Genomic DNA, 24,641 nt, shown 5'->3' with positions numbered 1-24,641 from the left:
GGCGAGGGGCAGGCGACGTCCGCGCCCGCCCGATCGCAGGACGTGCGGGCTCCCGTTCTTCATCCCGATTCCACCCGGGATGCACCGGGCGGGCGGGGATTGTCAGTGGGGCGTGCTCTCATGGAGGCATGATCGAAGACACGGAAACCATCGACGAGTTTCTCGCCCGCCACTCGGCCGACGTGGAGGAGGCGGTCCGCCGGGCCGCCGCAGCCGAGATCATGCCGCGCTTCCGGCAGCTCGCCGCGCACGAGGTCGACCAGAAGAACGGCCCCCACGACCTGGTGACGGACGCCGACCGCAACGCGGAGCTGTACCTCACCAAGGCGCTGGGCGCCCTCCTGCCGGGTTCGGTCGTCGTCGGCGAGGAGGCGGTGCACGCCGACCCTGCGACATACGAGGCGATACAGGGCGGGACACCGGTCTGGATCGTCGACCCCGTCGACGGCACACGGCAGTTCGTCCACGGGGACGACGGCTTCTGCACCCTGGTCGCGCTCGTCCGTCACGGCGTCCTGCACGCCTCCTGGACCTACGCTCCGGCCCGCGGCCAGCTGGCCACGGCGGTCCGCGGCGGCGGCGCCTTCCTCGACGGCGAGCGGCTGTTCGCCGGACCGCCCGAGCCCGGCCGCGATCTGACGGTGGCCACCTCGCACCCCGACTACACGACCGACGAACAAAAGCGCGCCCTGCTGGGGCTGTGGGCGGACGGTGTCGCGCCGCGTCCCTGCGGTTCCGCCGGCCTCGAGTATCTCGCCATCGCCCGGGGCGAGTTGGACGCCACGGCCTTCTCCTGGGAGGCGGCCTGGGACCATGCGGCCGGGCTGCTCCTGGTCGAGGAGGCGGGCGGCGCCCACCTCACGCTCACGGGCGAGCCGTTCAGCGTCAGGGGCGGCAACTCCCTGCCGTTCACGGCAGCCAGGGACGCGGCCACGGCCCGTCGCGTGGCGGCGCTGCTCGCGGCCGGCGAAGCGCGTCAGCTGTCGGGCGCGGAGCCGCGCCGTCGCACCGCCTGATCCCGCGGGCGTCCCGGCCCGGCCGCGCGGGGCCCCGACGACCGGCGGTGCGCTGCCCGGCGTCGCCCCTCCCGAGCGCTGTGGGCGTCGGCCTCGGCAGGGACGTCGTGCGGCCTTGGTGGCCGCAGGTGTGCTGACCTGCGTCCCGCCCCGGCCGGTCTGTGCGGCCCCCGGGCGGCCGGCGGCGAGCGGGCCCGGCGCGGGCTGGACAGTCAGACGGGGACGTCCCGTCTCCCGGACGTCCCGGCCCGGACAGCCGGGCTCTGGCGGTCAGGCCCGGACGGCCGGGCCCGCACAGCCGGGCCCTGGCGGCGGTGGGGCGTCCCGTCGACCGCACCCGGCCCGTTCGTCGAGGTGCACCCCGAGGACGGGGGGCCGCCCTGCAGCATTCGCTGCCCGCTGCCCGCTGCCCGCTGCCCGGCGTCCGCCGCCCGTCACGGCGGCGCTCCGCGCGCGGCCTGCGCCTATTCGTTCCGGCCGGTTTCGTGCCCCCGCGCCGCAGGTCTCGCGTCACCCCCGGCATATCCTGATTGCGGGGGCCACCGATGTCGGGGGCCACCGGCTGACGAAGGGGTCGAAGTGCCGTCGATGCTCGATGCGGTCGTGGTGGGAGCGGGGCCCAACGGGCTGACCGCAGCGGTGGAGCTGGCCAGGCGCGGCTTCTCCGTGGCGCTCTTCGAGGCGCGGGACACGGTGGGCGGGGGCGCCCGCACCGAGGAACTCACCCTGCCGGGCTTCCGCCACGACCCGTGCTCCGCCGCCCACCCGCTCGGAATCAACTCGCCGGCCTTCCGTGCCCTGCCCCTGGAGCGCTACGGCCTGGAGTGGCTGCATCCCGAGCTGCCCATGGCCCATCCCTTCCTCGACGGCAGCGCCGCCGTGCTGTCCCGGTCGGTGGCGGAGACGGCCGCATCCTTCGGACCACGCGACGCGGGCCCTTACCGCCGCCTCGTCGAGCCCTTCCTGCCCAAGTGGGACAGCCTGGTGCGCGACTTCATGTCGCTGCCGCTGACCGCCCTTCCGCGCGATCCGCTCACCCTGGCCCGTTTCGGCCTGGTCGGCCTGCCCCCGTCCAGCTGGCTCACCCGCCGCTTCCACGACGAGCGGGCCAAGACCCTCTTCGCCGGCCTCGTCGCCCATGTCATGGCCCCACTCAGCGGATTCGCCACCAGTGCCATCGGCCTGGTCTTCGCCCTCGCCGCGCACGCCCGCGGCTGGCCGGTGGTCCGCGGCGGCTCCCAGTCCCTCTCCGACGCCCTCGCCGCTTACCTCGTCGATCTCGGCGGCAGTGTCCACACGGACTACGAGGTCAAGCGCCTCGACGACCTGCCGCCCGCCCGCGCCTACGTCTTCGACACCTCGCCCACCGCCCTCGGCCGCATCGCCGGCTTCGGCGACTACTACGCGGGGTACAAGTACGGCCCCGGCGTCTTCAAGATCGACTACGCCCTCGACGGCCCCGTCCCCTGGACCGCGGAGGAAGCCCGGAGGGCCGGCACCGTGCAGATCGGCGCGGACAGCGCGGAGATCGGCGCCGCGCTGCGAGCGCCGTCCCGGGAGGGCCGCGCGCCCGACCGGCCCTTCCTGATCACCGTGCAGCCCGGTGTCGTCGACCCGACCCGCGCCCCGGAGGGCAAGCACGTGTTCTGGGCGTACGGCCATGTGCCCAACGGCTGGACCGGCGACCTCACCGACGCCATGGAACGCCAACTGGAGCGCTTCGCGCCGGGATTCCGCGACCGAATCCTGGCCCGGGCCACCGCCGGCCCCGCCGAACTCGCCGCCCGCAACGCCAACTACGTCGGCGGGGACATCGCCGCCGGAGCGGTCTCCGGGCTCCAGATCCTGCTGCGCCCCAAGCTGACGGCGTTCCCGTACGCCACCCCGCACCCGGCCGTCTTCCTGTGCTCCTCGGCCACCCCGCCCGGCCCGGGCGTGCACGGCATGTCGGGCCACAACGCGGCCAAGGCCGTCTGGCGGAGGCTGCGGCAGAAAGGGTGAGGGGAAGGCCGCCGCGCGTTGGTATACACACCGGCATGACCACGATCACGCTCGTCCAGGGCGACATCACCCGGCAGTCCGTGGACGCCGTCGTCAACGCCGCCAACTCCTCGCTGCTCGGCGGGAGCGGCGTCGACGGCGCAATCCACCGCCGGGGCGGCCCCGAGATCCTCGCCGACTGCCGCCGCCTGCGCGCCGCGCACTACGGCAAAGGCCTGCCCACCGGGCAAGCGGTCGCCACGACCGCGGGCGACCTGGACGCGCGCTGGGTGATCCACACCGTGGGCCCCGTGTACAGCGCCGCCGAGGACCGCTCGGACCTGCTGGCCTCCTGCTATCGGGAGTCGTTGCGGGTCGCTGACGAGCTGGGCGCCCGCACGGTGGCCTTCCCGGCGGTCTCCGCCGGTGTCTACGGCTGGCCGATGGACGACGCCGCCCGCATCGCCGTGGAGACGGTACGGGCGGCGCGCACGACCGTGGCCGAGGTGCGGTTCGTGCTCTTCGACGAGCGGGCGTACGCCGCATTCGCCGCCCAGGCCGGCTGACGCCCGCCACGCGGCGCGGCCGGCGCACGTTCATCAGATCGTGGACGCGATTTCTGCCACCTCGACCGGGCACATGGGGGCCGCATGAGTCCGGCCCCGCCCCCGGCCCCGGCCCCGCCCCCGCCCCCGCCCCCGGCCCCGCCCCCGCCCCCGGCTCCGCCCGCGGTCCCGGCGGCGTGGCCGGCGCCCGCGGACGTCGAGGCGGGCGCCCGCGAGGTACCGGCAGACGGCCTTCCGTGGGCCGTCGGGGCGGGCTGTCCGGCAACCGGACGCGCAGTAAACGTAGTTGCCGGTCCGAGAACGTCGGCCCGACCGCCGGACAGCTCACCGCCTGACGGCCTGACCGGCCGCCGGCCTGGACGCCCGCCCGCCTGACTGCTTGACGGACGTCCGACCGCCGGCCGACGGCCGGCCTGGCCGCCCCACCGACCTCCCGACCGGACGCCTGACCGCCTGGCCGTCGGCCCGACCGCCCGCCCTCAGCCGGGTCGGGGCTCCGGTCGAGGTGCGGGTCGGCCGGAGCCCTGCCCTGGCCGCGCGGAGTCCGTGGGCGGCGGCCGACGCCGGATCGCGCGGGCCGCCGCTTCTGCCGGTGTCCGCCGTCTCTGGCCTCGCCAGGCCGCCGGTCCGGCCGCTGCCTCAGCCGTCGATGCGGTGCGTGGTCCAGAACGACGTCAGGTCGGTGGTCGTGGCGGCCTGGGCGGCCGCCTTGAACTCGGCCGTGGTCGAGACGCCGTACCAGTGCGAAGTGGCGTAGTTCTTCAGCAACGTGGCCATCGCGGTGTCGCCGATCAGCCGCCGCAGGTCGTGCAGCGCGCACTTGCCGTAGCCGTAGACGACGGTGGAGTACCGGGAGGAGTGGGTGTCCCAGTAGGCCATCGAGTTGGTGATCTTCTCCGCCGACGAGGCCCAGGACACGCTGCTCCAGCATCCGCTGCCGGTCTTGCCCAGCGCCAGGTCGGTGGCGTAGTCGGTGAACGACTCGTCCAGCCAAGGGCTGTTGTACTCGTCGTCGCCGACGATCCCGTACCACCACTGGTGGCCGATCTCATGGGTCAGCGCCGTGGTGCTGACCAGGTCGAGGACGAAGCCCGGGTACTCCATTCCGCCGAACCAGAAGCTGTTGTCGATGACGGCGTCCAACTCGCCGTAGGGGTAGGCGCCGAAGCGGGACGAGTGGGCGTCCACCGCGGTCTTCGCCGTGGTGAGCATCGACTGGGCGTTGGCCGAGCTGATGCCGGAGACCGAGTAGACGTTGATCGGGGTGCCGGCCGCCGAGGCGCCGGAGATCTTGCTGAACGGACCGGCCGCCCAGGCGAAGTCCCGCACCTTGGAAGCGGTCGCCGTGGTGATGGTGCGACCGCTGGATCCCGCGGTGTCGACGGAGGCGCCGGTGGCCGGCACGAGCAGGGTGGTCGGGTGGTCGAGGGTCACCCTGAAGTCTGCGGCCAGTGAGTAGAACGACTCGCCGTTGTTCGTGTACGGGTCGAGATGCCAGCCCGCCCCGTCCTTCACCGCCAGCACGGGCAGCGCGTTGCCGACGAAGCTGAACGCCCCGTCGTGTCCGAACCGGTCGGCGCCGCTGGGCACCGTGATGCCGAGGTCGAAGCCGATCGTGGCGCTCTGCCCCTGGGCCAGGGGTGCGGCCAGGGTGATCTGGAGGGCCGTGCAGCCGACCGAGAGGGCGCCCGCGGTGCCGCCGGTGACGTTGCCTACCGTGATCGGCATCGCGGCGCAGGTGCCGTGGTAGTTGTCCCAGAGCCGCAGGTACACCTCGGTGAGCGCGGTCGCGGAGGCGTTGGTGAAGGTCGCGCTCTCATGGCCGGTCCACACCGTGCCTGCGGTGTCGCTGGTGAGGCTGACGGTGTACGACGGGGTCGCCGGGGTGCGGACGGAGTCGGCGGGCGGCGCGGTGTCGCCGGAGGTGTCGAGCGCGATGTCGTCGAGGACGAAGCTCGACTGGAGGCTGGAGTCCTCGGTGCCGGTGAAGGCGAGGCTCACGGTGCTGCCCGCGAACGCGGACACGTCGAACGACTTCCGGACGTATCCGGTGTTCTTGTCGAGGTTGGAGTACGTGGCCAGGGTCGTCGTGCCGATCTTGGCGGTCAGCTTGTCGTACGCGGTCGACGAGGTCGTCTCGGCCGTGTCGATGTGCAGCCAGAACGTGAGGGTGGCGGAGGCGCACCCGGAGGGGATGGCGACGCTCTGCGTGAGGGTGTCGGTGTGCGTGCTGCCGACCCCGCCCAGCCAGGCGAAGGCGGCGCCGCCGTGGGCGGTCTGCCCGGCACGGCTGGTGATCACGCTGGTCGAGGACTGGGTCCACGAGGACGCGCCGCTCTCGAAGCCGCCGTTGACGACGGCCTGGGCCGGTGTGCAGACGGCGGCCGCCGAGGCCGCGCCGTCGGCAGCGGCGTGGGCAGCGGCGTGGGCGGACCCGCCCGGTGCGGACGCGGCGCCCCGCGACGCGGCGACGGCACTCGTGGGCGCGGCCCCGTCCGGCGCGGCGGCTGCCGGGGACGCGGCGGGGAGCGAGACGGCGGCCAGGGCGGCGAGGGCGAGCGCGCCTGTGGCGAGCGTCTTGCGGGGGGTGGGTCTCACGCGTTGCTCCTTTGCGACGGCCGGGTTTCCGGCCTGCTCGGTGGCTGTCCCCGACGGCGTGGGTGTGCCGCGGGGCGGTGCGCGACGGTTGCCGGAAGCGTGACAGATCTGACGCGGGCATGCCATCCAGGGCGGGCAAAGGGTGGGTACCGGAAGTGGACGCGGCGCCCCCGCTCATCGGCCGGGACCTTATCCTCGACCGGGCCCGGCGCCTGCGCGGACACGGCCGTCCCCGCGCCCACCCGTCTGCCTCGGTTACCCCTTACACCCCCGTCCCCCTACGCCCCGTCCGCTCGCGCCTCCGTCCGTCGGCCCGCTCGCGCTCCCGTCCGCTGTCCGCTCGCCTTGGTCCGCCGTACGTCGCGCTACCGACCGCTCGCGCCCCCGTCCGCCGTCCGCTCGCACCTCCGTCCGCTGTCCGCTCGCCTTGGTCCGCCGTACGTCGCGCTACCGACCGCTCGCGCCCCCGTCCGCCGTCCGCTCGCACCTCCGTCCGCCGTCCACTCGCCTTGGTCCGCCGTACGTCGCGCTACCGACCGCTCGCGCCTCCGTCCGCCGACCGCTCGCGCCTCCGTCCGCCGTCCACTCGCCATGGTCCGCCGCTCCTCGCGCTTCCGTTCGCTCGCGCTCCCGTCCGCTGTCCGCTCGCCTTGGTCCGCCGCTCCTCGCGCTTCCGTTCGCTCGCGCTCCCGTGCCCTCGTGTCTCGTGCGCCTTATGCTCACGACCCGTCCGCCGTCGGGCGTCCGCCGTCCGCTCACATCCGTCCGCCCTGCGCTGTGCGCCGGGCTTAACTCCCGGTGGCCGGTCCGGGAGACACCTGCGTAATGCGCGGTTCGTACCGTCGCAGAGGCTTGGAGAGGCTCTCGCCAGGCCGATCGTCACAAGGAAGGGGGCGCCCGTGGCCGTGCCGGACCCGCGGACCGACAGCGCGACCGAGACGAAGGTGCGCACGGTCTGCTCGTACTGCGGCGTCGGCTGCGGCATGGTCCTCGACATCGGCTTCGGGCCGGACGGACGTCGTACGGTGCTGAAGGCCTCCGGCGACAAGCAGCACCCGGCGAACTCCGGACGGCTGTGCACCAAGGGCGCGACCACCGCCGACATGCTCGCTGCGCCCGGCCGGCTCACCACCGCCCTCGTCCGCCAGGACCGCGGCGAGGAGCCGGAGCCCGCCCCCGTGGACGCGGCGGTCGCCGAGACGGCACGACGGCTGCGGGCCGTCGTCGACGAGCACGGCCCCGACGCGGTCGCCCTCTACGTGTCCGGCCAGATGAGCCTCGAGGCGCAGTACCTCGCCAACAAGCTTGCCAAGGGTTTCCTGCGGACCAACCAGATCGAGTCCAACTCCCGGCTGTGCATGGCAAGCGCCGGAACCGGTTACAAGCTGTCTCTGGGCGCCGACGGCCCGCCCGGCTCCTACGACGACCTCGACCGCGCGGACGTCTTCCTCGTCATCGGCTCCAACATGGCCGACTGCCACCCCATCCTCTTCCTGCGGATGATGGAACGGGTGAAAGCGGGTGCGAAACTGATCGTCGTCGACCCGCGGCGCACCGCCACCGCAGCGAAGGCCGACCTGTTCCTCCAGGTCAGGCCGGGCACCGACCTCGCCCTCCTCAACGGACTGCTGCACCTCCTGCACGAGAACGGCCACACCGACCCGGAGTTCGTCGCCGCGTTCACCGAGGGCTGGGAGGCGATGGACCAGTTCCTCGCCGACTACCCGCCCGCGACCGTCGCGCGGATCACCGGCATCCCGGAGGCCGACCTGCGCGAGGCGGCCCGCACGATCGGCGAGGCGGGGGAGTGGACCAGCTGCTGGACCATGGGACTCAACCAGTCCACGCACGGGACCTGGAACACCAACGCGCTCATCAACCTCCACCTCGCCACCGGCGCGATCTGCCGCCCGGGCAGCGGCCCCTTCTCCCTCACCGGCCAGCCCAACGCCATGGGCGGGCGCGAGATGGGGTACATGGGGCCGGGGCTGCCCGGCCAGCGCTCCGTCCTCGTCGACGCCGACCGGGCCTTCGCCGAAGAGCTGTGGGGCCTGCCGGCGGGCACGGTCAGGGCGGACGGCGTCGGCAAGGGCACCGTGGAGATGTTCCGGAAGATGGCCGACGGCGAGATCAAGGCCTGCTGGATCATCTGCACCAACCCCGTCGCCTCCGTGGCCAACCGCAAGACGGTCATCGAGGGTCTGGAGGCGGCCGAGTTCGTCGTCGCGCAGGACGTCTTCGCCGACACCGAGACCAACGCGTACGCTGACGTCGTCCTCCCCGGCGCCCTGTGGACCGAGACCGAGGGCGTGCTCATCAACAGCGAGCGCAATCTCACCCTCGCCCGTCCCGCCGCTGACCCGCCCGGTGAGGCGACGGCCGACTGGCGGCTCATCGCGGCCGTCGCCCGTGCCATGGGTTACGAGAGCGGTTTCTCGTACGTCAGCGCCGAGGAGGTCTTCGAGGAGATCAAGAAGGCGTACAACCCGGTAACCGGTTACGACCTGCGTGGAGTGACGTACGAGCGGCTGCGCGCCGCCCCGGTCCAGTGGCCCGCCGGCGCCGTCGACGGCTCCGACCGCAACCCGATCCGGTACGTGAACGACGACGGCACGCTCACCTTCCCCACGGCTTCCGGCCGTGCCGTCTTCCATCCGCGCCCGCACGTCCCGCCCGCCGAGATGCCCGACGACGACTACCCGTTCGTCCTCAACACCGGCCGTCTGCAGCACCAGTGGCACACCCTGACGAAGACCGCCAAGGTGGCCAAGCTCAACAAGCTCGACCCCGGCCCGTTCGTCGAGGTGCACCCCGAGGACGCGGCCGCGCTCGGGCTCGCCGACGGCGACTCCGTGGAGGTCGCCTCACGGCGCGGCCGGGCGGTGCTGCCGGCCGTCGTCACCGACCGGGTGCTGCCCGGATCCTGTTTCGCCCCGTTCCACTGGAACGACCTGTTCGGCGAATACCTCAGCGTCAACGCGGTCACCAGTGACGCCGTCGACCCGCTGTCCTTCCAGCCCGAGCTCAAGGTGTGCGCGGTCTCGCTGACGAAGGTCTCGACACCGGTCACCGTGCTTTCTCCGGCGACCGGGGCCCCGGCCGCGCGGGCAGCGGAATCCGCCGCTCTCGTTCCCGCCGCACCCCCGGCCTTCGGCGCGGCCTCCGTGCCCGGCGTACCGGCGAACCCTCCCGCCGCCCTCGTCCCCGCCGCCCTCGTCCCCACCGCGGTCCAGCCCGCCGCGGCCGCCGTCTTCGGTCTCGACCCCGCACCGCCGCCCGTGCTGACCGAACACGAAAGGCGCTACCTGGTCGGTTTCCTCGCCGGCATCCCGGCCGGCGCCCCGGGTGTGCCGGTCCTGCCGCCGGACGCCCCCTTCAGCCCCGAACACGCGCTGTGGGTCAACGGCACCCTCGCGGGCATGTACTCCCGCACCACCGCCGTACCGGCCGCCCCGGCCCCGCCGGCGGACCCGGCGCGACGGGTCGTGATCCTGTGGGCCTCCCAGACGGGCACCGCCGAGGACTTCGCCACCGCCACCGCCGCGCGGCTCTCCGCCGGCGGTCACCCGGCAGCCCTGGTCGCCATGGACGAGGCCGACCCCGCCGCCCTGCCCTCCGACGCCGACCTGCTGCTGATCACCAGCACCTTCGGCGACGGCGACGCGCCCGACAACGGCGCCGGCTTCTGGGACGGCCTGGACGCGCTGGACACCGGGCGCCTGGAGGGCCGCCGGTACGCCGTCCTCGCCTTCGGGGACTCCTCCTACGACGACTTCTGCGGGCACGGCCGGCGCCTGGACCGTCGTATGGACGAACTCGGCGCGGTCCGGCTGACCCCGCGCGCCGACTGCGAACCGGACTACGAGACGGACGCGGAGCTCTGGCTGGACCAGGTGCTCACCGCCCTCAAGGACGCGACGCAACTCCAGCCCGCGCCCTCCGACGCGGGACGCGCGCCGGCTCCCGCCCCCGCGCCCTTCCCCGCCGACACGGGTGCGCCGGACGCCGCCCCCGCTGTCACCGCCGTCACCGCCGTCACCGCGGGGCCCGCGTCCCCGTCCGTCGTCGCGTCCCCGTCCGCCGCGCCCGCCCGCTCCAGGCGTCCCGCACCCGTCACCGCCCGGCTCACCGGCAACCGGTTGCTGAGCCTGCCCGGTTCCGGCAAGGAGGTCCGGCGCTTCACCTTCGACACGCGCGACAGCGAGGCCCCGCTCGTCTACGAGGCCGGCGACGCGCTCGGCGTCCGGCCGCTCAACTCCCCGGACCTGGTGGCGGAGTGGCTGGCCGTCACCGGACTCGACGCGCACGCGCGCGTGCAGGTGAACGGGGTGGGGGAGACGGCGCTCGGCGAGGCCCTGCTGCGCCACCTCGACATCACCCGGATCACCCCGGCCCTGCTGCGCTTCACGGCCGACCGCACCCGCGACCCGCGCGAGCTGCGCAAACTGCTGCGCCCGGACAACAAGGACGAGCTGGCGAAGTGGTCCTGGGGCCGGCAGGCCGTCGACCTGGCGGCCGAGTCCGGCGTCCGTGCCGGCGCCCAGGAGTGGACGGACGTCCTGGGGCGGCTGCAACCGCGCCTGTACTCCATCTCGTCCAGCCCGCTGACCGACCCCCACCTCGTCTCGCTCACCGTCTCCGTCGTGCGCTACGAGAACCTGGCCGGCCGTCCCCGGCAGGGCGTCTGCTCGCCCTTCCTCGCCGACGCCGCACCCGACGCGGAGGTCCCGGTCCACGTGCAGCGCTCGCCGCACTTCCGGCCGCCCGCGGACGCCTCGACGCCGATGGTGATGGTCGGTCCGGGCACGGGCGTGGCGCCGTTCGTCGGATTCCTCGAAGAGCGCCGGGCGCGCGGCCACCGGGCGCCCAACTGGCTCTTCTTCGGCGAGCAGCACCGGGCGACGGACTTCTACTACGAGGAGGAGCTGACCGCGCTGCGGGCCGACGGCGTCCTCACCCGCCTGGACACCGCTTTCTCCCGCGACCAGCGGGCCAAGGTCTACGTCCAGGACCGGATCCGCGAGCACGGCTCCCACCTGTGGTCCTGGCTCCGGGACGGCGCGCACTTCTACGTCTGCGGCGACGCCTCCCGGATGGCCAAGGACGTCGACCAGGCGCTGCGCGACGTCGCGGTCGTGCACGGCGGCCTGAGCGAGCCGGAGGCGGCGGCCTATGTGAAACAGCTCGCCACCGACAAGCGGTACGTGCGCGACGTCTATTGACGCAAGTCACCAGAAGAGCGCGAGTGCCGCGCGTGCACCAAGTGACGTTGCGCCGAAGAGAGTTGAAATTCGGCCATCGCGGCGCGCCTATGTTCGTTTTATCAACAGGATTGGACACGATCTGACACACCTCGGTCCGTGCACAGCCGCACGGATCGCCCCGAGGAAGGTCGTGGTCATGTCGCACCCGCACGTGTCACCCATGGACCGGCCGGACCGCCCCCACCGGGCGGAGCCGGACCACCGCCCGCGGACGGCCGTCAGCCGTCGCCGGCTGCTCGAGGGGTCGGCCGCCGTTCTCGGCGCGCTCGCCCTGTCCGGGCCCACCGCCGCCCGCGCGGCCGTGGCGTCCGACGGGGCGGGAGCGGCCGACGGCGCCCCCGAATGGAACGGCCGCATCGACGTCTTCCGGCTGGGCGTCGAGGCCCCGCACACCACCCTGATGCCGTACGCGGACCTCACCCAGGCCCTGGCGGCCGACCGTACGCGCTCGCCGTACCGGCTGAGTCTCGACGGCGTCTGGAAGTTCGCCCATGCCGAACGCCCCGACGACCGCGACGCCGACTTCCACCGGACCGACCTGGACGACCGGGGCTGGGACACCCTTCCCGTGCCCTCCGCCTGGCAGCTGCACGGCTACGACCGCCCGATCTACATCAACATCACCTACCCCTGGTGGGGCCCCAACGGCCTGGGCGAGGAGGCGCAGCCGCCCGCCGCGCCCACCCGCTACAACCCCGTCGGCCAGTACCGCCGCACCTTCACGGTCCCGCGCGGCTGGTCCGGACGCCGGACCTTCCTCCACTTCGAGGGCGTCAAGTCCGCCCACTACGTGTGGATCAACGGAGCGCTCGTCGGCTACCACGAGGACTCCTACGACCCGGCCGAGTACGACATCACCGCGCACCTCGAGGAGGGCGTCAACCAGATCGCCGTGGAGGTCTACCGCTACTCCGACGGCGACTGGCTGGAGGACCAGGACATGATCCGGCTGAGCGGGATCTTCCGCTCGGTCTACCTCTACTCCACGCCCGCCGTCCATCTGCGCGACTTCCGGCTGGACACCCCGCTGAGCGACGACTACCGGGCGGCCGAGCTGTCGGTCACCGCGAGCGTGCGGGACTACGGCGGCGAGGGCGCCGGCCGGTACGCCGTCGAGACGCAGCTGTACGACGCGAAGGGCCACCCGGTGTGGCCCAGACCGCTGGTCCAGGCGGTCGCCCTCGCCGCCGGGGAGGAGAGCACCGTACGGGCCGCGAAGGCCGTGCCCGCGCCGCGCCTGTGGTCGGCCGAACAGCCGAACCTCTACACCGCCGTGCTCCGCCTGCGGGACCCGGCCGGAAAGGTGATCGAAACCCTTTCCCACCGCGTCGGCTTCCGTGAGTTCGCGCTCCGGGACGGCCTGATGCGCATCAACGGCCGGCCCGTCTCGTTCCGGGGCACCAACCGGCACGAGATGCACCCCCGGCACGGCTCGGCGCTCACCCGCGCCGACATGGTCGAGGACATCGGGATCATCAAACGGCTGAACATCAACAGCGTCCGCACCTCGCACTACCCCAACAACCCGCAGTGGCTCGAACTCGCCGACGAGTACGGCCTGTACCTCGTCGACGAGACCAACCTCGAGACCCACGGCATCCGCGGCCAGTACCCCGGCGACCACGCCGAGTGGACGACGGCCTGCGTCGCCCGCGCGCAGAACATGGTCCACCGCGACAAGAACCACGCCTCGGTCGTCATCTGGTCGCTCGGCAACGAGGCCGGCGGCGGCACCACGTTCAACGCCATGCACGACTGGATCCGCTCGTACGACACCACGCGCGTCATCCAGTACGAGGGCGACGACCGGCCGGGGATCAGCGACATCCGCTCCGAGATGTACGACAGCCCCTCCCGCGTCGAGGCGAGGGCGAAGGACACCGCCGACACCCGGCCGTACGTGATGATCGAGTACTCCCACGCGATGGGCAACTCCAGCGGGAACTTCAAGAAGTACTGGGACCTGGTGCGCCGCCACGACGTGCTGCAGGGCGGCTGGATCTGGGACTTCGTCGACCAGGCCCTCGACTGGCCCACCCCCGCACGCAAGTTGCTCACCGAGGCCGGACCCGCCGCGCTGCGCGGTGAGGTCATCGCCCCCAGCGGCGGATTCAGCCGCGACAAGGGCGTCTTCGGCGGCACCGTCTTCGCCCGCGACGCAGGGCTCGACCTCACCGGCTCACTCACCCTGGAGGCCTGGGCAACGCCGCATGTGACCGGTTACCACCAGCCGATCCTCGCCAAGGGCGACACCCACTACGCGCTGAAACAGACCGACAGGACGCTGGAGTTCTTCATCTACGGCAGCGGGCAGTGGGCCGCCGTGAGCTGGGCGCTGCCGCCCGGCTGGACGGGTGCCGAACACCACGTCGCGGGCGTCTTCGACGCGGCGGCGGGCACCCTGACGCTGTACGTCGACGGCTCGGTCCGAGCCACCCGGACCACCTCGGTGCGCCCCGCCGTCAACACCGCGCCGCTGGCCCTGGCCACCGACGTCGACAACCCCACACGGGAGTTCAGCGGCACCGTACGGCGGGCCCGGGTGTACGCCCGGGCGCTGAGCGCGGCCGAGCTGGCCTCCGAGAGCCGCGGGCCCGGCGACGACGGGGTGCGCTTCTGGTTCGACGCCGCCACCGTCGTCCTCGACGAGAAGCGGCCCCGCCGCAGGACGTTCTACGCGTACGGCGGCGACTGGGGCGACAACCCCAACGACGGCGCGTTCTCCGGCGACGGGATCGTCACCGCCGACCGCGGGCTCACCGGCAAGTCCGCCGAGGTCAAGCGGATCTACCAGGCGATCGGCGCGGTCCCCGCCACCGGCGCCCGGCTCGCCCCGGGCGCGGCGCTCACCCTCACCAACGAGAACCTCTTCACGGACCTGCGTGAGTACGACGGACGGTGGGAGCTGGTGGCGGACGGCAAGGTGGTGCAGCACGGAAGGCTGAGCCGCGCCCAGCTGGACGTGGCGCCGCTGTCGAGCAAGGAGATCACCGTGCCGTTCCGGCTGCCGGCCCGGCCGGCGGCGGGCGCGGAGTACTTCCTGCAGCTGTCGTTCACCACCAGCAAGAGCACGAAGTGGGCGAAGGCCGGATTCGAGGCGGCCCGCGTGCAGATCGCCGTGGACGCGGGCAGCCCCGCGGTCACCCCCGTGCCGCTGGGCTCCGTCCCGGCACTCGCCCATCAGGACGGCGCGGCGTCGGTCACCGTCACGGGCCGGGGCTTCTCGGTCGCCGTCGACAAGAAGACCGGCCTGATCAGCTCCTACCGGGCCGGCGGCGTCCGGCTGCTGACCTCGGGCCCGGCCCCCAACTTCTGGCGGGCGCCCACCGACAACGACCGCGGCAACGGACAGCACACCCGCAACCAGACCTGGCGCGACGCCGGCGCCCGTCGCCGGGTGACCGGTGTGAGCGTGCGGGCGCTGCGCGACCGCGCCGTCGAGATCAAGGTCGCCGGGACGCTGCCCACCACGACGGAGTCCACGTACACCACCACCTACACCGTTTTCGGAAACGGCGAGATCAAGGTCGACAACACCCTGCACCCGGGCGCGGCCTCGCTGCCCTACATCCCCGAGGTCGGCACCCTGCTCCTGCTCCCCGCCGGCCTGGAGAATCTGCACTACTACGGACGCGGTCCCGAGGAGAACCACTGGGACCGCAACGACGCCACCGACGTCGGGCTGTACTCCGGCACCGTCACCGGGCAGTGGACCTCCTATCTGCGACCGCAGGAGAACGGAAACAAGACGGACGTCCGCTGGGTCGCCCTCACCGACGACGACGGCAACGGCCTGCTGGTCTCCGGCGAGCCGCTCCTGGAGGTCAACGCCTCGCACTTCACCCCGGAGGACCTGTCGGTCGGGGCTCGGCACGACTACCAGCTCACCCCGCGCAAGGAGGTCGTCCTGCGCCTGGCGCACCGGCAGATGGGCGTCGGAGGGGACAACAGCTGGGGCGCGCACACCCACGACGAGTACAAGCTGTTCGCCGACCGCGACTACGCGTACACCTACCGGCTGCGGCCGCTGACGGACGTCACCCAGGCGACGAAGGCCACGCGACGGCCCACGGCAACGTCGTAGCAATCGGTTTCAGCAACACCGGCACTCCGGCACGGGTCGGTAACACCGGCAAGGCTCGGTAACGCCGGCACGGGTCGGTAACACCGGCAAGTGCCGGTAACACCGGCAAGGGTTGGAAACACCGGCAAGGGTTGGAAACACCGGCACGAATCGGAAACACCGGCAAGTGCCGGTAACGCCCGCGACGGTCGGTAACAGCGGCGACGGCCGGAAACACCGGCAAGCGCCGAACCGCCGGCAACGGACGGACCAGCAGTGTGGGCACGGTTACCGCGCATCGGCCGGGTGGCCGAGCCCACCGGCACGTTCACGCGATCGCGGTGCCGCCGCGCACGCTCACGCGATCGCAGAGCCGCCGCGCACGTTCACGCGATTGCGGAGCCGTCGCCGTCCGCCCGCAGCCACCGCTCGTCCTCGAACTCCGGAGGAACCTCGTCCTCCCACGGGTCGATCCCCCGAGCCTCCAGCTCGTCGAACCACCGGTCCCGCTGCGATGCCGGCAGCTCCGTTCCGCACCACGGGCAGTGAGCGATCCCGATGGTCGCGGTGCCCCCGTCATGGACGATCAGCCCGTACTCCCGGAACTTGGGCGCGAACCGCACCAGCGCGTCCGGACACGCGAAGGGGTCGGGGTGCACATCGCACCGCCGGTGCACCTGTCTGTTCATCGCGTCACAACAGTGTTCGATCACTCAGACATTCTCCCCGGCGACACGGAAGAATCGGACGGGAACGACGCATCACCCGTCACGCATTCCACCGAAAAGGAAACCCCCATGGCCGAGCAGGACGAACGCTTCGACGTCGTGGTCCTCGGCGCCGGCCCCGGCGGCTACGTCGCCGCGGTCCGCGCCGCCCAACTGGGCAAGCGCGTCGCCGTAGTCGAGGAGAAGTACTGGGGCGGCGTCTGTCTCAACGTGGGCTGCATCCCCACCAAGGCTCTCCTGCGCAACGCCGAACTCGCCCACATCTTCACCCGCGAGGCGAAGACCTTCGGCATCAAGGTCGACGGACAGGTCTCCTTCGACTACGGCGAGGCCTTCCGCCGCAGCCGCAAGGTCGCCGACGGCCGGGTCAAGGGCGTCCACTACCTGATGAAGAAGAACAAGATCACCGAGTTCGACGGCCGCGGCACGTTCGTGGACGACCACACCCTCACGGTGACCGGTGACGACGGGGCAACCCGCACCATCGGTTTCGACACGTGCATCATCGCCACCGGAGCCACCCCCAGACTGCTCCCCGGCACCAGGCGCACCGCCCGCGTGGTGACGTACGAGGAGCAGATCCTCGCCGACGACCTCCCGCAGTCCATCGTGATCGCCGGCGCCGGTGCGATCGGCATCGAGTTCGCGTACGTCCTGCACAACTACGGCGTGAAGGTCACGATCGTCGAGTTCCTGGACCGTATGGCGCCGCTGGAGGACGCAGAGGTCTCCGCCGAACTCGCCCGCCAGTACCGCAAGCTGGGCATCGACGTGCTCACGTCGACGCGCGTCGAGTCCATCGACGAGTCCGGTCCGCGGGTGCGGGTCACCGTCACCGGCAAGGACGGCGCCCAGCAGGTGCTCGAGGCCGACAAGGTCCTCCAGGCGATCGGCTTCGCCCCGAACGTCACCGGCTTCGGCCTGGAGAACACCGGGGTAGCGGTCACCGAGCGCGGCGCGATCGACGTCGACGGACGCTGCCGCACCTCCGTCCCGCACATCTACGCCATCGGCGACGTCACCGCGAAGCTCATGCTCGCGCACACCGCCGAGGCGATGGGCGTCGTCGCCGCCGAGACCCTCGCCGGCGCGGAGACCATGGAACTCGACTACGCCATGATCCCGCGCGCCACCTACTGCCAGCCGCAGATCGCCAGCTTCGGGTACACCGAGGCCCAGGCCAGGGAGCGGGGCCACGACGTCAAGGTGGCGAAGTTCCCGTTCACCGCGAACGGCAAGGCGCACGGTCTCGGCGACGTGACCGGCTTCGTGAAGCTGATCAGCGACGCCAAGTACGGCGAGCTGCTCGGCGGCCACCTCATCGGCCCCGACGTCACCGAGCTCCTGCCCGAGCTGACGCTGGCCCAGCAGTGGGACCTCACCGTCCACGAGGTGGCCCGCAACGTCCACGCCCACCCGACGCTGGGCGAGGCCGTCAAGGAGGCAGTGCACGGCCTGGCCGGACACATGATCAACATGTAGTCGGCGCGAGCCGGGCGGCGGGGTGGTTCACCCGGACGGACCGGCCGCGCTCGCCGCCGTCGCCCGGCCGGGATGTGCTGGCATCGACCGGACCCGCCCGGGTCCGGTCGACGCCGACGGCGAGGGAGTGCGGCATGCCGGAGAGCGGTGTTCCCGCCGACGCGGAGCTGGAGACGCTCCGGGCCCGCGTCGCTGCTCTGGAGGCGGAGCGCAGCCGTCCGCCCGCCCACCACCGGGTCCGCTCGGTGTTCGCGGTCGTCTTCATCGTCCTCGGCTGCGTCCTGGCCCCGCTGGGCCTGGTGGCGGCGTGGACGTCCAGCATCGTGGGCGACACCGACCGCTACGTCGACACGGTGCGCCCGCTGGCCGCCGACAAGGACGTCCAGAACGCGGCCGCCAACCGCGTCACGAACGCGCTGATGGAGCACATCGACATCACCGCGCTCCTCCAGGATGCCGCCCCCGCCCAGCGGCCCCTGCTGGAGAAGGCCCTCGGCAGGCTTGGCCCCTCGCTGGAGGACGCCGTCCGCAGCTTCGTGCACGACAAGGCGCAGGCGATCGTCGCCTCCGACGCCTTCCAGACGATCTGGACCGACGCCAACCGCAGGATCCACAGCTCCGTCGAGAAGGCGCTCACAGGCAGCGGCGGCGGCGCGGTGAAGATCGAGAACGACACGGTGACACTCGACCTCGCGCCGGTCGTCGACCAGGTCAAGCAACGTCTCGTCGACTCCGGCATGACGGTCGTGGGGAAGATCCCGGAGATCCACACCGACTTCACCCTCGTCAGGTCCGAGGACATCGGCAAGGTCAAGACCTATTTCCGGGTGCTGCAACTGGTGGGCTTCTGGCTGCCCGTCGTCGCGGTCCTGCTGGTCGCGGCCGGCGTCCTGCTGGCGACGCACCGCCGCCGCGTCCTGATCGTCGCCGCGCTCTGCTTCGCCTTCGCCACGCTCCTCCTGGGCGTCGCGCTGACCGTCTTCCGGGTCGTCTACCTGGACGCCCTGCCGGCCGGCGTCTCCCAGCCGGCCGCCGGGTCCGTGTACGACACGCTCGTCCGCTTCCTGCGCACCTCCGTGCGGTCGGTGGTCGCCCTCGGCGTGGTGGTCGCCCTCGCCGCCTGGCTGACCGGGCCCGGCCGGCACGCCGCTCTGCTGCGGCGGCTGTGGCACTCGGGCATCGGCGCCGTGCGCACGACCGCCGACCACGCCGGACTGCGCACCGGCCCCGTCGGGCCGTTCGTGGACCGCTACCGCACCTGGATCACGTGGATCCTGGCCGCGGGAGCCGTCCTGGCCTTCCTCCTGTGGCCCTACCCGACGGGCTGGGTCGTCGTCGGACTGGCCCTCGCCCTGCTCTTCGCGCTCGCGATCGTCGACTTCCTGGCCGTCCGGCCCCGCGGAAAGGACCTCCCCGCATGAGCGCGCACCCCCCGGCCGGCGACCGGCACGGCGAGATCGGCACCGCCTGGTCCGCGCCGCGCGGCGGGTCGCGCCCGCCCGACCCGGGCCACGGACGGCTCGGCGACGGCATCGTCTTCGCCGGCGTCCTGATGCTCTGCGGCGGCGTGCTCGCCGTCCTCCAGGGCATCGCGGCCGTCGCCGAGGACGACGTCTACGCCCGTATCGGCTCCTACGTCTACGAGCTCAGCCTCACCGGCTGGGGCTGGATCCACCTCGTGCTCGGCGCCCTCGCCGCCGTGACCGGCGCGGCTCTGCTCAGAGGGATGGCGTGGGCCCGCTTCACCGGCGCCTTCCTCGCCGCGCTGAGCCTGGTCCTGCAGTTCCTGTTCCTGCCGTACGAGCCGCTCTGGTCGGTCGTCGTCATGGCGATCGACGCCTTCGTGATCTGGTCGCTGGTCTCCTGGCAGGAGCGTGGCACGGCCCAGGCCACACGACGTTGATGTCGGATTCTCGCCAGCGCCGGCGCGCTCCCCGGACGATGCTGGACCCATGCAGAACGGGATGCACACCGACCGCGAACGCTGTGTGCGCGCCGTCCGGTCCAAGGACGCGCGCTTCGACGGCTGGTTCTTCACGGCGGTCCTGACCACCGGAATCTACTGCCGGCCGAGCTGCCCGGCGGTACCGCCGAAGCCGGAGAACATGGTGTTCCGGCCGAGCGCCGCCGCCTGCCAGCAGGCCGGCTTCCGCGCCTGCAAGCGCTGCCGGCCCGACACCAGCCCAGGCTCCCCGGAGTGGAACCGGCGGGCCGACCTGGTCGCGCGGACCATGCGGCTGATCGCGGACGGCGTCATCGACCGCGAGGGCGTTCCCGGACTCGCCGCCCGGCTGGGATACAGCACCCGCCAGATCGAGCGTCAACTCATCGGCGAACTCGGCGCGGGACCGCTCGCGTTGGCCCGCGCCCAGCGCGCCCAGACCGCCCGCCTCCTCATCGAGACCACCGGACTCCCCATGGCGGACGTCGCGTTCGCCGCCGGCTTCGCCTCCGTGCGGACCTTCAACGACACCGTGCGCGAGGTCTTCGCCCTCGCTCCGAGCGAACTGCGCGCCCGCGTCCCGCGCAAGGACGTCCCGGCCCGTCCGGCGGCGCCCGGAACGCTCGCCCTGCGCCTCCCCTTCCGCGCCCCCCTCAACCCCGACAACCTGTTCGGGCATCTCGCCGCGACCGGCGTCCCCGGTGTGGAGGAGTGGCGGGACGGCGCCTTCCGGCGCACGCTGCGGCTGCCGTACGGGCACGGCGTCGTGGCGCTCACCCCGAACCCCGATCACATCGGCTGCCGTCTCACCCTCAGCGACCTGCGCGATCTCACCGTGGCCATCAGCCGCTGCCGGCGGATGCTGGACCTGGACGCCGACCCGGTCGCCGTCGACGACCAGCTGCGAGCCGACCCGCGGCTCGCGCCTCTGGTGGACAAGGCGCCCGGCCGGCGGGTGCCGCGCACGGTCGACGAGGCGGAGTTCGCCGTCCGCGCCGTCCTGGGCCAGCAGGTGTCCACCGCGGCCGCCCGCACCCACGCGGCCCGCCTGGTCACCGCCCACGGCGACCCGGTGGACGATCCCCAAGGCGGCCTCACCCACCTCTTCCCGACCCCCGAGGCCCTGGCCGAGCTCGATCCCGAATCCCTCGCCATGCCGCGCACCCGCCGCACCACCTTCACCACCCTGGTGCGGGAACTCGCCGCCGGCACCCTGCGCCTCGGCGCGGAGAGCGACTGGCCCGAAGCCCGCGCAAGGCTCCTCGCGATGCCCGGCTTCGGTCCCTGGACCACCGACGTCATCGCGATGCGCGCCCTGGGCGACCCCGACGCCTTCCTGCCCACCGACCTCGGAATCCGGCGCGCCGCGAAGGAGCTGGGCCTGCCCTCGACCCCGGCGGCGCTCACCGCGCGAGCGGCCGCCTGGCGTCCCTGGCGCGCGTACGCCGTCCAGTACCTCTGGGCGACCGACAGCCACCCGATCAACTTCCTTCCGGTATAAGGACGTTCCGTGAAGCAGCACACGATCATCGACAGTCCGTACGGCCCGCTCACCCTCGTCGCCGACGACGGAGTCCTGTGCGGCCTCTATATGACTGACCAGCGGCACCGGCCGCCCGAGGAGGACTTCGGCTCCCGGGACGACACGCGCTTCGGGGCCGCCGAGGAGCAGCTGACGGCCTATTTCGCCGGCGAGCTGACGGAGTTCACCCTCGAACTGCGCCTGCACGGAACCCCGTTCCAGCGCAGCGTCTGGGCCGGGCTGCGCGCGATCCCGTACGGCCGGACCCGCAGCTACGGCGAACTCGCCGAAGCCCTCGGCAGTCCGGGCGCCTCCCGCGCGGTGGGCCTCGCCAACGGCCGGAACCCCATCGGCATCATCGTGCCGTGCCACCGCGTGATCGGCGCCGGCGGCGGCCTCACCGGCTACGGCGGCGGCCTGCATCGCAAACGCCGTCTGCTGGAGTTCGAGAGCGGCGCCGCCGCGGCCGGCCGGACCCTGTTCTAGGGCGCGCCGTACGGTCCGCCCGGTAGGGCCCTCCGCCCGGAAGGGCCCTACGCGCTCTCCTTCGCCAGGTCGCGCAGGAGCCGAGGCAGGGCGGCGCCGATGGGCTCGCGGACGACTTCGTCGGCGAGCTCGTCGTACGGGGTCGGCTCGGCGTTGACGATGACCAGGCGGGCTCCGTGGTCGGCGGCGACGCCGGCGAGTCCGGCGGCGGGCTGTACGCGCAGGCTGGTGCCGACGGCGATGAACACGGAGCAGGCCTTGCTGATCGCGAGCGCCTGGCCGAGGACGACGGGGTCGAGCCGCTCGCCGAACATGACGGTCGCCGACTTGAGGATCCCGCCGCACTCCGGGCAGGGCGGGTCCTCCTCGCCGGCCTCCAGACGGGCGAGGGCGTCCTCCATCGGCCCGCGGGCACGACAGCTCGTGCACACGACGCTGCGGGCGGTGCCGTGCAGCTCCAGGACCTTGCGGCCGGGCAGACCGGCGAGCTGGTGGAGCCCGTCCACGTTCTGGGTGATCACTCGCACCGGGACCCCGGACTTCTCCAGCTCGGCGACGGCCAGGTGCGCGGCGTTCGGCCGGGCCTTCAGCGCCTGGCTCGTGCGCCGCATCTGCCACGAGCGCCGCCGGATCTCCGGGACGCCCATGTAGTACTCGTAGGTGACGAGCTTCTCCGCCTCCGGATCCCGCCGCCACAGCCCGTTCGGACCGCGATAGTCAGGGATGCCGGAATCGGTCGAGATGCCCGCACCGCTGAGGATGGCGACAAGAGGCTTGTTCATGTGTTCGAGCGTAGGGCGGGTCTTCGGGGGTCGCGAGCGTATTACCCGTACGGGGCAGGGTGCCCGGTGCTACCTTCCCGGCATGGCCAAGGTATCCGTCTCGCTCGACGCCGAACTCGTCGTCGAGGTCATGGTGCTCACCGGTGTGGGCAGCCCCCAGGACGCGGTCGAGCTGGTCGTGCGCGATTACATCGCACGCGGTCACCGCACGGAGGCCCGCACCGCCGCCCGCGAGGAGGCACTGCGGGACGTGGACGGCCGGCAGCGCGACGTGGAGGGGTGAGCGGCGCCGCCGAGGGCGTGAGCGGCGCCGCCGGAGGTCAGTGCGCGGGACGGCCGTTCTCGAGCTCGGCCGTCACCGAGCCGTCGGCCAGGGCGTCCAGCGCGGCCAGCACCCGGCGGCCCAGTGCGCCCAGCAGATAGTCGGTGAGCTCCTCGCGCGCCACCAGCCGCCAGGACAGCAGTTCCGACTCCTGCAGCCGGATCGCCCCGAGGTCGTCCTCGCCGAGGACCCCGCCGTCGTACACGTACGCCACCAGCGGCGGGCGGTCCGCCCCGAGCGCCCAGTCCACCGCGAGCAGCCGGCCGAGCTCCCGGTCGAGCCCGATCTCCTCGAGCGTCTCGCGCCGCGCCCCCTGCCGCGGGCTCTCGCCCTCGTCGGACTCGATCGTGCCGCCCGGAAGGGCCCAGCCGGCCCGGTAGTTCGGCTCGACGAGCAGGACCCGCCCCTGCGCGTCGCGGAACACCGCGGCCGCGCCGGCCAGGACGCGGGGCAGGGAGGCGACATAGGCGGCGAAGCCGGGCGTGCTGGAAGCAGTCATCCGGGAAAGGGTACGCGGCGCGTCCGCGCCGGGAGCGGGTCCACGGGCCGGGCACCGCATGACGCCGTGGGCCCGCTGCGGTTAAGGTCACAACGGCGCGACTGGCCCTGACGTGCGCGGGGCCCGGAGAGCAAGGGGATCGCAAGGTGGCGGACGCTGCACGGCAGGGCACCCGACGGGTGCTCGTGGCCGCGGACAAGTTCAAGGGCTCGCTGACGGCCGTGGAGGTCGCCGAGCGGGTGACGGCCGGGCTGCGCCGGGCCGTGCCGGACGTCGAGGTGGAGGCCCTGCCCGTGGCGGACGGCGGCGACGGGACGGTGGCGGCGGCGGTCGCGGCCGGGTTCGCCCGCCGCGAGGTGCGGGTCGCCGGGCCGCTCGGCCAGGAGGTGACGGCCGCGTTCGCGGTGCGCGGCGACACCGCGGTGGTGGAGATGGCGGAGGCGAGCGGGCTGCAACGGCTCCTGGCCGGCGTCCTCGCCCCGCTCACGGCGTCGACGTACGGCTCGGGCGAGCTGCTGCGGGCCGCGCTCGACGCGGGCGTGCGGACGATCGTGTTCGGCGTCGGCGGCAGCGCGACCACGGACGGCGGCGCGGGCATGCTCTCGGCGCTCGGCGCGCGGTTCCTCGACGAGGACGGCGAGCCGGTGGCGCCGGGCGGCGGCGGCCTCGCGCGACTGGCCCGCGCGGACCTCTCGGCGCTGGACCCCCGCCTCGCCGCCGTGGAACTGGTGCTGGCGAGCGACGTCGACAACCCGCTGACCGGACCCAAGGGCGCGCCGGCGGTGTACGGGCCGCAGAAGGGCGCCTCGCCGGACGACGTCGAGTCGCTGGACGCGGCGCTCACGCACTACGCGCGCGTGCTCGAGGCGTCGGTCGGGCCGCAGGCCGCCGAGTACGCCGACGCGCCGGGCGCCGGCGCCGCGGGCGGCATCGGCTACGGGGCGCTGCTGGTCGGCGCCCGCTTCCGCGCGGGCATCGAGGTCATGCTCGACGTGCTGGGCTTCGCGTCGGCGCTCGAGCGGGCCGAGCTGGTGATCACCGGCGAGGGCTCGCTGGACGAGCAGACCCTGCACGGCAAGGCGCCCGCGGGCGTCGCCGCCGCCGCCCGGGCCGCCGGCAAGGAGGTCGTCGCCGTCTGCGGCCGCCTCGCGCTGCCGCCGGCGGAGCTGGGACGGGCCGGGATCCGCCGGGCGTATCCGCTGACCGACGTCGAGCCGGACGTCGCCACGTGCATCGCGGACGCGGGGCCCATCCTGGAGCGTGTCGCCGAGCGGATCGGCCGCGACTTCCTGAGCTGACCGGCCAGGCACGCGCAACGGCAGAGCACAGCGGCAGAGCAACGGCAGAGCAACGGCAGAGCGCAACGGCAGAGAAGGCGAAGGGCCCGAACC

The 24,641-nt window shown here is 73.0% G+C and carries 16 protein-coding genes; 12 read left to right on the top strand and 4 right to left on the bottom strand.

From position 1 onward, the window contains the following. Positions 1 to 128 precede the first annotated feature (128 nt). The 3 genes from ACN6LD_RS36300 to ACN6LD_RS36290 all read left to right on the top strand — a co-directional run bounded on the left by ACN6LD_RS36300 (position 129) and on the right by ACN6LD_RS36290 (position 3,562). Positions 129 to 1,016 (top strand): inositol monophosphatase family protein, encoded by an 888-nt coding sequence (locus ACN6LD_RS36300; protein WP_319198111.1) that lies wholly within the window; start codon positions 129 to 131, stop codon positions 1,014 to 1,016. Between the two features lie 588 nt (positions 1,017 to 1,604). Continuing rightward, positions 1,605 to 3,017, top strand: coding sequence for a phytoene desaturase family protein (locus ACN6LD_RS36295; RefSeq protein WP_319198113.1), 1,413 nt, complete (start codon positions 1,605 to 1,607; stop codon positions 3,015 to 3,017). A gap of 35 nt (positions 3,018 to 3,052) precedes the next feature. Next, entirely contained in the window at positions 3,053 to 3,562 is a 510-nt protein-coding gene (locus ACN6LD_RS36290; RefSeq protein WP_445045379.1) for an O-acetyl-ADP-ribose deacetylase, read from the top strand. A gap of 639 nt (positions 3,563 to 4,201) precedes the next feature. Here the strand turns inward: ACN6LD_RS36290 and ACN6LD_RS36285 are convergent. Continuing rightward, positions 4,202 to 6,160: a M1 family aminopeptidase gene (locus ACN6LD_RS36285; protein WP_445045378.1), complete on the bottom strand. Its 1,959-nt coding sequence runs from the start codon at positions 6,158 to 6,160 to the stop codon at positions 4,202 to 4,204. Positions 6,161 to 7,143: 983 nt separating this feature from the next. On the opposite strand from ACN6LD_RS36285, the gene ACN6LD_RS36280 reads away from it, so the two are divergent. Together ACN6LD_RS36280 and ACN6LD_RS36275 are read left to right on the top strand one after the other, a co-directional pair. Then, positions 7,144 to 11,382: a molybdopterin-dependent oxidoreductase gene (locus ACN6LD_RS36280; RefSeq protein ID WP_445045383.1), complete on the top strand. Its 4,239-nt coding sequence runs from the start codon at positions 7,144 to 7,146 to the stop codon at positions 11,380 to 11,382. A gap of 178 nt (positions 11,383 to 11,560) precedes the next feature. Further along, the gene (locus tag ACN6LD_RS36275; protein ID WP_445045377.1) at positions 11,561 to 15,508 is read left to right on the top strand and encodes a glycoside hydrolase family 2 TIM barrel-domain containing protein; all 3,948 of its coding nucleotides are present in this window, start codon (positions 11,561 to 11,563) and stop codon (positions 15,506 to 15,508) included. A gap of 365 nt (positions 15,509 to 15,873) precedes the next feature. Here ACN6LD_RS36275 and ACN6LD_RS36270 read toward each other — a convergent pair whose 3' ends face one another. Then, on the bottom strand, positions 15,874 to 16,200 hold the full coding sequence (locus ACN6LD_RS36270; protein WP_445045376.1) for a DUF6980 family protein: 327 nt from the start codon (positions 16,198 to 16,200) through the stop codon (positions 15,874 to 15,876). A gap of 84 nt (positions 16,201 to 16,284) precedes the next feature. Between ACN6LD_RS36270 and lpdA the strand changes: the two genes are divergently transcribed. The 5 genes from lpdA to ACN6LD_RS36245 all read left to right on the top strand — a co-directional run bounded on the left by lpdA (position 16,285) and on the right by ACN6LD_RS36245 (position 21,647). After that, a complete protein-coding gene (gene lpdA, locus ACN6LD_RS36265; protein ID WP_319190396.1) occupies positions 16,285 to 17,697 on the top strand; it encodes a dihydrolipoyl dehydrogenase in 1,413 nt (470 codons plus the stop codon). Positions 17,698 to 17,831: 134 nt separating this feature from the next. Continuing rightward, positions 17,832 to 19,118, top strand: a complete 1,287-nt coding sequence (locus tag ACN6LD_RS36260) for a hypothetical protein (protein ID WP_319190395.1) — start codon at positions 17,832 to 17,834, stop codon at positions 19,116 to 19,118. Beyond that, positions 19,115 to 19,600: a DUF7144 family membrane protein gene (locus ACN6LD_RS36255; protein ID WP_445045375.1), complete on the top strand. Its 486-nt coding sequence runs from the start codon at positions 19,115 to 19,117 to the stop codon at positions 19,598 to 19,600. The genes ACN6LD_RS36260 and ACN6LD_RS36255 overlap by 4 nt, the downstream gene beginning before the upstream one ends. A gap of 49 nt (positions 19,601 to 19,649) precedes the next feature. Next, positions 19,650 to 21,140 (top strand): AlkA N-terminal domain-containing protein, encoded by a 1,491-nt coding sequence (locus ACN6LD_RS36250; RefSeq protein ID WP_445045374.1) that lies wholly within the window; start codon positions 19,650 to 19,652, stop codon positions 21,138 to 21,140. 9 nt (positions 21,141 to 21,149) lie between these two features. Next, positions 21,150 to 21,647: a methylated-DNA--[protein]-cysteine S-methyltransferase gene (locus ACN6LD_RS36245; RefSeq protein ID WP_319190389.1), complete on the top strand. Its 498-nt coding sequence runs from the start codon at positions 21,150 to 21,152 to the stop codon at positions 21,645 to 21,647. Between the two features lie 47 nt (positions 21,648 to 21,694). Here ACN6LD_RS36245 and ACN6LD_RS36240 read toward each other — a convergent pair whose 3' ends face one another. After that, positions 21,695 to 22,429, bottom strand: coding sequence for an SIR2 family NAD-dependent protein deacylase (locus ACN6LD_RS36240; RefSeq protein ID WP_319190387.1), 735 nt, complete (start codon positions 22,427 to 22,429; stop codon positions 21,695 to 21,697). A gap of 82 nt (positions 22,430 to 22,511) precedes the next feature. Between ACN6LD_RS36240 and ACN6LD_RS36235 the strand changes: the two genes are divergently transcribed. Beyond that, positions 22,512 to 22,712, top strand: a complete 201-nt coding sequence (locus tag ACN6LD_RS36235; RefSeq protein WP_319190386.1) for a type II toxin-antitoxin system VapB family antitoxin — start codon at positions 22,512 to 22,514, stop codon at positions 22,710 to 22,712. Between the two features lie 37 nt (positions 22,713 to 22,749). Here ACN6LD_RS36235 and ACN6LD_RS36230 read toward each other — a convergent pair whose 3' ends face one another. Next, positions 22,750 to 23,250, bottom strand: a complete 501-nt coding sequence (locus tag ACN6LD_RS36230; RefSeq protein WP_445045373.1) for an NUDIX domain-containing protein — start codon at positions 23,248 to 23,250, stop codon at positions 22,750 to 22,752. Between the two features lie 179 nt (positions 23,251 to 23,429). Here ACN6LD_RS36230 and ACN6LD_RS36225 point away from each other — a divergent pair, with 179 nt between their 5' ends. Next, a complete protein-coding gene (locus tag ACN6LD_RS36225) occupies positions 23,430 to 24,548 on the top strand; it encodes a glycerate kinase (protein WP_445045382.1) in 1,119 nt (372 codons plus the stop codon). Positions 24,549 to 24,641 lie beyond the last annotated feature (93 nt).

This window comes from Streptomyces sp. SAS_272 (genome assembly GCF_052543235.1).
The sequence above is the reverse complement of the archived record's forward strand: the minus strand, read 5'-3'. Positions and strand labels throughout refer to the sequence as shown.